The organism is Paenibacillus whitsoniae (genome assembly GCF_003955665.1).
GTDB lineage: Bacteria > Bacillota > Bacilli > Paenibacillales > NBRC-103111 > Paenibacillus_E > Paenibacillus_E whitsoniae.
In genome coordinates, this window is record NZ_RXHU01000013.1 from 1 (window position 1) to 11501 (window position 11501).

Genomic DNA, 11501 nt, shown 5'->3' on the forward strand with positions numbered 1-11501 from the left:
CGGCGAGTATCGATACGGACACAGAGCTGAAAATCCAGGAAGCGCTCAAAACGCTGCTTGCGGGACGCACGTCCTTCATCGTCGCGCACCGTCTCTCGACGATCCGCGGAGCCGACAAAATCGTCGTGCTGGACCACGGCCGGATGATGGAAATCGGCAATCACGAAGAGCTGATGCGCGAAAAAGGCATCTATTACGGCCTGATTCAGGCGCAATATAAATTTTTGCAGGATGCGGTGTAAGCCGCAGATTGCCCAGGGAAGCTGCCCGGCCGCTGTTGCGGTTGGGCAGCTTTTTTATGTATACTCGCCGCCATCATTCGCACGGTTTGCAAATTCCGACAAGAAGCTATACTCTTAAAATGAAAAGTTTGACAACGAACGCAGGAGGGATCGGCTTGAAATCATCTCGCTTCATCTGGGGAGCTGTCGGGATTACGGCTTCTCTATCGACATTGCTGTTTGCGGCGGGCTTCGTATATGCGGCCAATCAGATCTGGTTCCCGAAAGCGTCCGGCGACTTTCAGCTTGCTACGCCGGCCCCGAAGAAGGAATCGATGATTGAGAGCGCGAGCAAGCTGCAAATCGTGGCGCTAGGCGACTCGCTGACGGCCGGCACCGGCGATAACACAGGGCAAGGGTACGTTGGCCGCGTGCGCGAGAAGCTGGAGAAGGACACGGGCAAGCCCGTCTTCGTACTGAACAATCTGGCTGTTCCCGGCTACAAAACGGATCAGCTCCTCACGCTGCTTACGCAGCAGAAAACGAAAGACGCACTGTCACAGGCGAATTTAATCTTGCTGACGATCGGCGGTAACGATATTTTTCAACGGGGCGAAGGGCTGTTCTCCGATGAGAATCAGACCGAATTTAACCCGGCTGCAGCCGCGTCGCGCGTAGCGCCGGCACTCAAGAAAGTGGAGCAAATTTTGGCGGCCATCGGGCAAGCGAATCCGAAGGCAACCGTGCTGTACCTCGGGCTGTATCATCCGTTTCTGGATCTGGACCCGTCCCGTGAGGGATCGGTGATTGTCCAACGCTGGAACGACGGTATTTTCCAACTGGTCAATAAGTATCCGAACATGCTGGTCGTCCCGACTTATGATTTATTCGAGCAAAATTTGATCAAATATTTGTCTTCCGCGGACCATTTCCACCCCAACGGTGATGGATATGAGCGCATTGCCGACCGCATCGAGCAAATTTTACAATAGGAGGGCTTGCGCCCATGACTGTTACCTCTCCGCCTCAGGTCGTCTTATCCGTGCATAATTTGAAAAAACGTATCAAAAATAAGGAAATTATCAAAGGCATTTCTTTCGAGGTGTATGCCGGCGAAATTTTCGGGTTTCTGGGACCGAACGGGTCGGGTAAAACGACGACCATTCGCATGCTGGTCGACCTGATCAGGCCGACGGAAGGCACGATTCACATTTGCGGCCACGATGTCCAGAAGGAGCATAACGAGGCGATGCGACATGTAGGCTGCATCGTCGAAAATCCCGAACTCTACGGCTATTTGACCGGCTGGGAAAATCTTGAGCACTTTGCCCGCATGCTGCCGGATGTCGGCGACGATCGCATCGAGGAAGTGGTGCGCATCGTTGGCATGGATCAACGCATTCACGATAAAGTGCGGACGTATTCGCTCGGCATGCGACAGCGACTCGGCATCGCGCAAGCGCTGCTCGGCCGCCCGTCTCTCTTGATCTTGGACGAGCCGACGAACGGGCTGGATCCGCAAGGGATCAAGGAAATGCGCGATTTTATCAAGCGCTTGGCGGCAGAAGGACTGAGCTTGTTCGTCTCCAGCCATCTGCTGAGTGAATTGCAGCAAATGTGCGACCGCGTCGCGATTATCGCGCACGGGCAGGTGATTCAGGTCGGAGCGGTCGATGAACTGGTCGCACAGGGCGGCAGCGTCGTATGGACCGTGTCTCCGGCAGGACGTGCCGAGGAGGTGCTTCGCACTGCCAAACTGGTCGACAGTCTGCTCCCAACGCTTTTGGAACCGGCGCCTAATGTGCCCGCCGAAGCCAAAGTTATCGCGACGCAGATGGACGCAGCACATATCCCGGACGTTAGTCAACTTTTGATCGAAGCAGGAATTCGCCTTTGGGCTGTAGAAATCAAAAATCCGACGCTGGAGGATCTGTTCTTGCGCCTGACGGAAGGCGAGAGAATCCAGTAGAAAAGGTGAACGATATGGCAGGCTTGTACGCACTGGTTAAAAACGAATGTATCAAAATGATCAAGAAGAAGCGGTTTTACGTCATTCTGCTCATTCTGCTCGCCTTGATTCCCATGTTCACATACGCGCAAATGCGCGTGGCGCAGCATACGCAGAAGCAATTCGGCACCTCGGACTGGCGGGCGGACCAAAGGCAGAAGGTCACCGATTGGGAGAAGCGTCTGAGCTCGGCTAGAACGCCGGACGAGTGGAAGCAGCAGCTTCGCGTGCAGATTCAAATTGCGAACTATTATTTGGACAAAAACGTCGATCCGAGCTCGCCAAATGCGGTGACCTTTACCCGTGAATTTGTGAAAAATGCCGTCGGACTTTTTATCCCTCTTATCGTGATGGTCATTTCTGCCGATATCGTATCATCGGAGCATTCTACGGGGACTATTAAATTATTGTTGACAAGACCCGTGAAGCGGTGGAAAATCCTATTGAGCAAATTAATTACCGTTATTTTCTTCACTTCCCTGACGGTTTTGTCGACAGGCGCGCTCTGTTACTTGATTTCAGGTGCCGTTTTTGGTTATAACGGATGGGAGATGCCGGTGTTTGTAGGGATCCAATTAAGCGGTTCCGATGTGGACTTTTCGTTGGTCCGCGCTGTGGATCAATGGTTTTACCTGTTGATGGAATTCGGCTTGGTGTGGTTCGCAGCCGTCGTTGTGGCCATCATGTCGTTGATGCTTTCCGTGCTGATTCGTTCCACCGCAGCAGGGATGGGCGTGATGCTTGCCGTATTAATATCAGGTACCATTTTATCGAATATGGTTTCTTCTTGGGAGACGGCAAAATATTTATTCATGGTCAACCTCGATTTGACAAAATATTTGACCGGAGGCATGCCGCCGATCCAAGGCATGGATCTAACGTTTTCCTTGAGCGTTCTAAGTGTTTGGGCGCTGGGTGCGTTATTCGTATCATTCGCGGCTTTCTCGCGTAAAGATATTTTAAATTAAGATTTGCAAGTATGTTAAGCGCATGCTTCCGAAGTCAGTTTTTTAGCAAAAACTTGAAGGAGGGCTCCAATGGCTGAGCAACTAGAATTTGCTAGTGGGAGTGCCGCAAACCCTGTTTCCAATTACGAAGCGGACGACATTCAAGTCCTTGAAGGGCTGGTGGCTGTTCGCAAAAGACCTGGGATGTACATCGGCAGCACGTCGTCAGCAGGTCTGCATCATTTGATTTGGGAAATTGTCGACAACGCTGTCGATGAGCACTTGGCGAAGCACTGTTCCAAAATTAGTGTCACCATACATAAAGATCAATCGATCACTGTTCAAGACAACGGCCGCGGCATCCCGACGGGGATGCACAAAACCGGAGTACCGACGCCGCAAGTCGTGTATACGATTCTTCATGCGGGCGGGAAGTTTGGCGGATCCGGCTACAAAAAATCAGGCGGTCTGCACGGCGTAGGCGCGTCTGTGACGAATGCGCTCTCCGAGTGGCTGGAGGTTGAGATTTACCGCGAAGGCAAAATCCATCGGATGCGCTTCGAATACTGGATGGACGATGCGGGCGTCGAGCACGTAGGGGAGCCGGTCACAGGGCTTGAAGTGCTTGGCAACACGAACCGCACGGGCACGAAGGTTACGTTCAAGCCGGATAAGCGCGTGTTCCAGGGGGGCACGACGATCAATTATGATACGCTGGCTGAGCGCCTGCAGGAGATTGCATTTTTGAACTCAGGTCTTCAAGTTCTCTTGAAAGACGAGCGCACGGATAAGCAGGACGAATTCCTATATGAGGGCGGCGCGAGCCAGTTTGTCGAGTTTTTGAACGAGGAAAAAACGGTGCTTCATCCTGTCATTCACTTCGCGGCGGAGCGGGACGAGATTGAAGTTGAGGTCGCTCTGCAATATAATGACGGATACACCGAGACGATCGCCTCGTTCGTGAACTCGATTCCGACACGTGGCGGCGGTACGCATGAGACCGGTTTTAAAACCGCATATACGCGCGTCATGAATGAATATGCCCGCAAAGGGGGCATTCTCAAGGAAAAGGATAAAAACCTTGACGGCACTGACCTGCGTGAAGGCATGATGGCGGTTATTAACGTGAAAATGGGCGAAGTGGAATTCGTCGGCCAAACGAAGGATCAGCTCGGCAGCGCGATTGCGCGAAGTGCCGTTGATGCGGTGGTGTCCGACAAAATGACCGTCTTCCTCGAGGAAAATCCGCAAATCGCGCAGATGATGCTGAAAAAAGCGGTGCAAGCGGCGCGAGCGCGCGAAGCGGCCCGGAAGGCGCGGGAAGAAATCCGCACCGGGAAGAAAGGGAAGAGCGAAAGCTCGAACCTGAACGGGAAGCTGACGCCTGCCCAGTCCAAGGACTTGCAGCGCAACGAGCTGTTCATCGTGGAAGGCGATTCCGCCGGAGGCTCTGCGAAGCAGGGACGCGACTCCAAGCATCAGGCGATTTTGCCGCTGAAGGGCAAGCCGATGAACCCGGAGAAAGCGAAGCTGCTCGACATCATGAAAAATGACGAGTACAAGGCGATTATTTCCGCTATCGGCGCCGGTGTCGGCTCAGAGTTTGAGCCGGATGAAATGAATTACGGTAAAATAATTATCATGACCGACGCGGATACGGACGGCGCGCACATTCAAGTGCTGCTCCTGACGTTCTTTTACCGGTACATGAAGCCCCTGATTGACAGCGGAAAGGTGTATATCGCGCAGCCGCCGCTTTACAAAGTGACGCGGAAGGGGAAGAACGCGACGTATAAATACGCGTGGACGGACGATCAACTCCAAGCCGTCGTTAAAGAGCTTGGTAAAAATTCCGAGCTGCAGCGTTACAAAGGACTAGGCGAGATGAATCCGGAACAGCTGTGGGAGACAACAATGAATCCGGAATCTCGTACACTGCTGCAAGTGCAGATCGAGGATGCAGCGAAAGCCGAACGGCGTGTCACGACCTTGATGGGCGATAAAGTGGATCCACGCAAAAGGTGGATTATCGAGAACGTGGATTTTACGGAATATGTAGAGTAGACCAAAAAAAGTGGTGATGTAAGGTTGAGTATTCTAGAAGAATTTTTGCCTGCCTATCTGGAGGAGATCGTTGGCGATCGCTTCGGGCGTTATTCCAAATATATTATTCAGGATCGCGCGATCCCCGATGTGAGGGATGGGCTTAAGCCGGTGCAGCGCCGCGTCCTGTACGCGATGTATGACTCAGGCAATACCCCAGATAAACCATATCGGAAATCGGCGAAAACGGTCGGAGACGTTATGGGGAACTACCATCCGCATGGCGACTCTTCGATTTATGACGGCATGGTGCGGATGGCGCAGCCGTGGAAAATGGGACATACCCTCATCGACGGACACGGGAACTGGGGTTCCTTGGACGACGATCCGCCGGCGGCGATGCGGTATACCGAGGCAAGGCTCTCGGAAATCGCGATGGAGCTGCTTCGGGATATTGAGAAGCGGACCGTGCTTTTTAAAGATAACTTTGATAACTCCACGAAGGAACCGGTCGTGCTGCCTGCCCGTTACCCGAATTTGCTGGTGAACGGGGTCAGCGGGATCTCGGCGGGCTTTGCAACGGAGATTCCGCCGCATAATCTGCGCGAAATCATTGACGCCTGCACGGCGATGATCGATAAACCGGATATAACGATTGAAGAGTTAATGACGATTGTGAAAGGACCGGATTTTCCGACCTCTGGCATCATTATGGGCGAAGAGGGCATACGCGATGCGTATCGCACAGGGAAAGGGCGCATCTATATCCGCTCCAAAACAGCGATTGAAGATTTGCGCGGCGGCCGCCAGCAAATCGTAATTACGGAAATTCCGTATCAAGTGGTCAAATCGCGCTTGGTGACCTCCATCGAGAACATTCGTCTGGAGAAAAAAGTTGAAGGCATTGCCGAAGTTCGCGACGAGAGCGGACGGAACGGCCTTCGCATCGTGATTGAGCTGAAGAAGGAAGCGGATGCGCAGGGGATTTTGGCGTATTTGCTCAAGAAAACCGATCTGCAAGTAACCTACAACTTCAATATGGTTGCCATCGTCAATAAAGCGCCGCGCCAGCTCGGCATTCGCGAGATTCTGGAAGCGTATATCGAGCACCAGAAGGAAGTTGTTACGTTCCGCTCGCAGTATGAATTGGAGAAGGCAGAGGACCGCGCGCACGTGCTCGAAGGGCTTGTCAAAGCGCTAAACATTCTGGATGAGGTCATCGCGACGATCAAAGCGTCCAAGAACCGCCAGGATGCGCAGAACAATCTCGTGGAGAAATTCCATTTTTCCGACCGTCAAGCCGATGCGATTCTCGTGCTCCAGTTGTACCGTCTCACGAATCTTGAAATTACAACTCTCGAAAAAGAGCTCAAAGATGTCGAGAAAACGATCGCCTACTTGCGCGGCATTCTCGGCAGCTTGAAAAAGTTGCTTGGCGTCATCAAAGACGAGATGGGCGAAATTCGCAAAAAATACGGCATTGACCGCCGTTCATCCATCCAAGGCGAAGTCGAGGAGCTAAAAGTCAATCTTGAGGTACTTGTCACGCCGGAGGATGTGCTGGTGACGCTGTCGAACGAAGGCTATTTGAAGCGGACGAGCAAGCTCAGCTTTACCCGATCGGGCGGCGAGCTGGAAAACACCGGGTTGAAAGAAGGCGACTACCTCCGCTATTTGCTGGACGTCAATACGATTGAAAGTCTGCTGATCTTTACGAAGAGAGGCCAGTACTATTTGCTGCCTGTCCATCAAATTCCCGAGTACAAGTGGAAAGAAAACGGCACGGCGATCGTCAACGTTATTCCGATTGCGAAGGAAGACCGCATCGTGAGCGTCATACCGCTCAAGAGCTTCGACGATCCTGGCAAGTCGCTCGTGTTCGTGACGCGCAAAGGGCAAGTGAAACGGACGGAGCTTAAGGAGTACATGACGAACCGCTCGAACGGGATTGTCGCTTGCAAAGTCGGAGAGAATGACGATGTCATTCACGTCCAGCTCAGCGATAATACGAAGGAAATCCTGCTGGTCACAAAGCTCGGTATGAGCATTCGCTTCCGGGAGGAGGAAGTGAACCCGATGGGACGTGCGGCCGCAGGCGTTCGCGGCATCCAGCTGCGAGAAGACGATGAAGTCGTCTCCGCCGAGTGGATTTATGGGGATGAAGGGGAAGTACTCGTTGTCACGGACCTCGGGTATGCGAAGCGATCTCTCGTCGTCGATTATCCGATTCAAGGTCGCGGCGGCAAGGGGATTATCACCTTCGAATTCAAGGAAGGCAAACGTGTCAAACCGAACGGCTCCGCGCTCATTCGTTCGTTCATCGTGAAGATGGACTATGTGATTACGGCTGTCATGAGTCATGGCGAGAAGGCGAAATTCTCAACAGAGACAGCGCCCCTTGAAGACCGCAAATCGCAGGGCAAGCCGCTGATTCCTGTAACCAAAACCGATACGATTCTGGAGCTCCTCCGTTTCCCTCAGTCGTAACTGACGGTCGGCGGGTCCAGCTTTTCCATCAAATTCAAAGCAAGCTCAAGCAAGACCCACAACGGCATCGGTTCATCCAACCGATCCAGCCATTGTGGGTCTTTTAGCATGCCGGCGTCCAGTGCCCTTTGACCAAGCTCGAGTTTCCATGATTCCACGTGGATCACTCCCTTCTGATTCAGGTGTCACCCCAACAGTATATGTAAGAGGTGGGCGGGATGTTCGAAGAAGTCGAACGGCTTGGCTGTTTCCGGCACGGACTGACAGCGGTGCGAAGGAATCGACAGCATGCCGCAGCATGCGGCAGGGAAACGGGCGGCATCGCGTTTTTTGTAGGAAAATATTAATGGCGTTAACCTTTAAATGGGCGATTGTCCATGCTATACTGACACTATCTAGGAGAAAATGGAAGCGAGTTGATGAGGATTGTATTCCGACGAATTTGGCAAGCTGTGGCTGAAATTAACCAAGGAATTGAAGAGTCAGATGGAGGAACGCTTGGCCCCGACGATTACGGAAGGACAGCTCAATGTTCTGGAACTGCTGCTCGGTCATGACCGAATGAAGCCGTCCGATTTGATCGAATATTTGTCCACGACGCCTGCTGCTGTGACGACCTTGCTTGACCGGATGGAGAAAGCGGAGCTGATTGTCAGGGAACGCGACGAGAAAGACCGCCGCATTGTCTGGATTCATGTGACGGACAAAGGAAAAGCGGAATGCGACCGAGGCAGAGGTATCCGGGAGCATGTCCTGAATACATACCTGAGCCGCGTATCCGCTCATAATCAGAAGCTTTTTATTTACTTGCTCGGCAAGGTGACGAACGAAGCAAGCCCGTCTGGGGCTGCCGTCATGGCTACAGCGACGGGATCGTAAATGCGTTCCACGGCCGCTCCACGGGCGGCAGTGAACGGAAATGCATCGGCTCTTTGAGCGTCGGATGCTCAAAGGCCAAGGCCGTCGCCCAGAGCGCGAGCTGCTGGCCGGGCTTGTTGACCGCGCTGCCGTAGCGCTGGTCGCCGTAGAGCGGGCAGCCGATGGTCGCCAGCTGCACGCGAATCTGGTGAGGCCGCCCGGTGTGCAGCTTGATCTGGATCAAGCTGAAGCCGCCTTGGCTGCCGAGCAGCTTATAGTCCAGCACCGCCTCCTTGGCGTCCTGCTGGCCGGGTTTCACCACGCTGACGGTATTCGTCCGCGTGTCTTTCCAGAGCCAGTGGCGCAGCGTGCCTTGCGGCTGCGCAGGCTGGCCATGCACGACAGCGACGTACGTCTTGTCGAGCTGGCGGGTCCGTACGGCGTCCGACAGCCGGGACGCGGCTTTTGACGTTTTGGCGAATACCATAACGCCGCCAACGGGCCGGTCAAGCCGGTGTACGAGCCCAAGGTAGACGTTTCCCGGCTTGTTATGCCGAACCTTGAGATCTGCCTTCAAGGCGTTCAGCAGATCGGGATCGCGGGAGTCATCCTCCTGCGTCGGCATGTTGACCGGCTTCTCGACCACCAGGATGTGGTTGTCTTCAAACAAAACCGGGATTTGCGAAGCTGCGCCATCCTTCATCGAGGTTACGCCTCCCAGCGGCCGAGAATGCCGCACGGGAGCATGAGCCCGGAATGCGTGATCGGCAGGCCGATTTCACCGCTGGAGATCGTGCCGCCATGCTTCTTCTTGAGCGTCATGGCCAGGATATTGCTGAGCACCGTTGACGAGATACCGGTCGTGTAGGAATTGATCAAAAGAAACAGCGGGTTGTCCGTCAGAATTGTCTGGCACGTCTGGATAAACGGAAAGAGGTCATCTTCCAGCTTCCACGTCTCGCCGTTCGGTCCGCGCCCGTAGGACGGCGGATCCATAATGATCGCATCGTACTTGCTGCCGCGTCGCTGTTCGCGCTGTACGAACTTGAACACGTCGTCCGTAATGAAACGGACAGGGCGGGAGCCGAGGCCGCTCAGGTGCAGATTTTCTTTCGCCCATTGCACAACGCCTTTGGAAGCGTCCACGTGGCACACTTCGGCGCCAGCGTATGCGCAAGCAACGGAAGCGCCGCCGGTGTAGGCGAACAAATTCAACACTTTGATCGGGCGGCCGGCATTCTGGATTTTCTCGATCATCCATTTCCAGTTCACCGCTTGTTCAGGGAACAGGCCCGTATGCTTGAAGCCTGTCGGCTTAATGTAAAACGACAGCTTCTCATCATAAGTGATGGTCCAGCGTTCCGGAATCTCGGAGTGATTTTGCCACTTGCCGCCGCCGCTGGAGCTGCGGTGATAGTGGGCGTCTGCCTGGCGCCAAGCTTGCGTTTCACGTTCTAATGGCCAAATGATTTGCGGGTCGGGTCTGCGAAGGACAATCGTCCCCCAGCGCTCCAACTTCTCGCCGGCGCCTGTATCGAGCAGTTCATAATCGACCCAATCTGTTGCATAAAACATGGTTCATTCCATCCTTCAACTGATTACTTTTCTAAACATCCATTGTACACCATGTAGGCGCAATCAAACAAATGGGTCTATGATTGCGGGTGGTGCACACGCCTTATTCGCCTAAATCGATCTTTTCAATCAAACTAGGCAGTTCTTTGTCCATAAACTGCTGGAGCTGCGCTTGCTCTAAGCTTCCGCGCAGCTGCTCTTTGACATCGGCGAGCGGCTTCACCGTGCGGGATTCGACTTTGATCACGTGGTAGCCGAACTGCGTTTCAACCGGATCGCCGATCGCACCAACCGTTTGCTTGACAGCAGCGTCTTTGAATTCTTCGACCCACTGACCCACTTCCGCGTTCTCGTACAGGCCGCCGTTCTCTTTGGAGCCCGGATCGTCCGAATACTGCTTCGCCAGCGCTGTCCAATCGCCGCCGCTAGCCAGTTTTGCCTTCACATCCTTGGCGAGCGTCAGCGCTTCGTCCTTCGTGCGAATGGTTTTGCCCTGCTCATCGGTCAGGCCGATCAAAATGTGACGCACGGATGCCGTTACAAATGCGCTCGCATCTGCTTTGCGCAATTCGTCATACTTGGCGGCAAGCTGCGCATCGGTGATGCTGGAAGCGATGGCATTTTGCGCGGCGAACGTACCGACGAGATAATATTGAATCGCGCTTTCGGTGGAATTCACACCTTTCAGATCGCTCTGAAATTTGGCATCGCCCATCGTCTGTTTCCATTGAGACACCTGCTGTGCTGCGCCTTGTTTGGCAGCCTCAATATCCGCTTCAGACGCGCGTCCGTAGAGAATGCGATTCTGGATCAACTGCTTCAGCACCTTTTCCTGATAGCTGGCATCGTCTTTAGAGGCCGCGTGGTTGCTGCCGTTAAACAGACCTTGCAGATTAAAAAACGCATCGAATTCGCCGCGGGTTACCGTGCCGCCTTGGTAAGTCGCCACGACCTGGTTCGGATTGCCGCCGATAAAGACCGTGCTCGTTGCGTCGTCCCAGCTTACTTTTTTCCCGAGCGCATCGCCGACGAAACGAAGCGGCACATACGTCGTGCCTTCGTAGATGAAACCTTTGCCTTGCTCCGGCGCAGGCGCTTTTTCGACACCGTCGAACATATACGTCAAATTGCGAAAAGTGACTTCAATTTGCGTGCTGTTCGCGGCAAATGCGACAGTTCCGCTCAATACGGAACCGATGGTTAAACCTACGATTAGACCTTTTACTTTATCTTTCATCTTCAATATCCACCTTTCATGGTTGGGTCCTATGAGTAATTCACCAAAGGTTCAGTATTTTCCTTTTTTTATTCAACTGGAAAGGAAGGAATTCATTGCCTGTTTGTTGTATTTGTAGAGGTAGA

The 11501-nt window shown here is 53.5% G+C and carries 11 protein-coding genes and 1 pseudogene; 8 read left to right on the top strand and 4 right to left on the bottom strand.

What is annotated here, in order from left to right:
- The 6 genes and pseudogenes from EJQ19_RS03765 to gyrA form a co-directional block, all read left to right on the top strand.
- Positions 1 to 242 (top strand): annotated as a pseudogene (locus EJQ19_RS03765) (ABC transporter ATP-binding protein); the annotation flags it as partial.
- Between the two features lie 155 nt (positions 243 to 397).
- Positions 398 to 1213, top strand: a complete 816-nt coding sequence (locus tag EJQ19_RS03770; protein ID WP_206438360.1) for a GDSL-type esterase/lipase family protein — start codon at positions 398 to 400, stop codon at positions 1211 to 1213.
- 14 nt (positions 1214 to 1227) lie between these two features.
- Positions 1228 to 2190 carry an ABC transporter ATP-binding protein gene (locus tag EJQ19_RS03775; RefSeq protein ID WP_126139866.1) on the top strand — a complete coding sequence of 321 codons (963 nt, stop codon included), beginning with the start codon at positions 1228 to 1230 and terminating at the stop codon, positions 2188 to 2190.
- A 14-nt stretch (positions 2191 to 2204) separates the two neighbouring features.
- Entirely contained in the window at positions 2205 to 3197 is a 993-nt protein-coding gene (locus EJQ19_RS03780; protein WP_126139867.1) for an ABC transporter permease, read from the top strand.
- Positions 3198 to 3266: 69 nt separating this feature from the next.
- Positions 3267 to 5240 carry a DNA topoisomerase IV subunit B gene (parE, locus tag EJQ19_RS03785; RefSeq protein ID WP_126139868.1) on the top strand — a complete coding sequence of 658 codons (1974 nt, stop codon included), beginning with the start codon at positions 3267 to 3269 and terminating at the stop codon, positions 5238 to 5240.
- 24 nt (positions 5241 to 5264) lie between these two features.
- Positions 5265 to 7706 carry a DNA gyrase subunit A gene (gene gyrA, locus EJQ19_RS03790; RefSeq protein ID WP_126139869.1) on the top strand — a complete coding sequence of 814 codons (2442 nt, stop codon included), beginning with the start codon at positions 5265 to 5267 and terminating at the stop codon, positions 7704 to 7706.
- Here the strand turns inward: gyrA and EJQ19_RS31700 are convergent.
- Complete coding sequence (locus EJQ19_RS31700; protein ID WP_164716296.1) at positions 7697 to 7864, bottom strand: hypothetical protein; 168 nt, start codon at positions 7862 to 7864, stop codon at positions 7697 to 7699. The two genes, gyrA and EJQ19_RS31700, sit on opposite strands and share 10 nt — an antisense overlap.
- Positions 7865 to 7924: 60 nt before the next feature.
- On the opposite strand from EJQ19_RS31700, the gene EJQ19_RS32775 reads away from it, so the two are divergent.
- A complete protein-coding gene (locus EJQ19_RS32775) occupies positions 7925 to 8053 on the top strand; it encodes a hypothetical protein (RefSeq protein ID WP_277600920.1) in 129 nt (42 codons plus the stop codon).
- 79 nt (positions 8054 to 8132) lie between these two features.
- The gene (locus EJQ19_RS03795) at positions 8133 to 8585 is read left to right on the top strand and encodes a MarR family winged helix-turn-helix transcriptional regulator (RefSeq protein ID WP_126139870.1); all 453 of its coding nucleotides are present in this window, start codon (positions 8133 to 8135) and stop codon (positions 8583 to 8585) included.
- Here the strand turns inward: EJQ19_RS03795 and EJQ19_RS03800 are convergent.
- The 3 genes from EJQ19_RS03800 to EJQ19_RS03810 all read right to left on the bottom strand — a co-directional run bounded on the left by EJQ19_RS03800 (position 8566) and on the right by EJQ19_RS03810 (position 11376).
- Positions 8566 to 9267, bottom strand: coding sequence for an RluA family pseudouridine synthase (locus EJQ19_RS03800; RefSeq protein WP_126139871.1), 702 nt, complete (start codon positions 9265 to 9267; stop codon positions 8566 to 8568). The genes EJQ19_RS03795 and EJQ19_RS03800 overlap by 20 nt on opposite strands.
- Positions 9268 to 9272: 5 nt before the next feature.
- Positions 9273 to 10139, bottom strand: coding sequence for a class I SAM-dependent methyltransferase (locus EJQ19_RS03805; RefSeq protein WP_126139872.1), 867 nt, complete (start codon positions 10137 to 10139; stop codon positions 9273 to 9275).
- Between the two features lie 103 nt (positions 10140 to 10242).
- Complete coding sequence (locus EJQ19_RS03810) at positions 10243 to 11376, bottom strand: peptidylprolyl isomerase (protein ID WP_126139873.1); 1134 nt, start codon at positions 11374 to 11376, stop codon at positions 10243 to 10245.
- Positions 11377 to 11501: the final 125 nt, after the last annotated feature.

Bases quoted from the DNA above. Each gene is read 5' to 3' on its own strand.
- EJQ19_RS03800 (WP_126139871.1), bottom strand. From the start codon at position 9,267: ATGAAGGATGGCGCAGCTTCGCAAATCCCGGTTTTGTTTGAAGACAAC.
- EJQ19_RS03805 (WP_126139872.1), bottom strand. From the start codon at position 10,139: ATGTTTTATGCAACAGATTGGGTCGATTATGAACTGCTCGATACAGGC.
- EJQ19_RS03775 (WP_126139866.1), top strand. From the start codon at position 1,228: ATGACTGTTACCTCTCCGCCTCAGGTCGTCTTATCCGTGCATAATTTG.
- parE (WP_126139868.1), top strand. From the start codon at position 3,267: ATGGCTGAGCAACTAGAATTTGCTAGTGGGAGTGCCGCAAACCCTGTT.
- EJQ19_RS32775 (WP_277600920.1), top strand. From the start codon at position 7,925: ATGTTCGAAGAAGTCGAACGGCTTGGCTGTTTCCGGCACGGACTGACA.
- EJQ19_RS03810 (WP_126139873.1), bottom strand. From the start codon at position 11,376: ATGAAAGATAAAGTAAAAGGTCTAATCGTAGGTTTAACCATCGGTTCC.
- EJQ19_RS03780 (WP_126139867.1), top strand. From the start codon at position 2,205: ATGGCAGGCTTGTACGCACTGGTTAAAAACGAATGTATCAAAATGATC.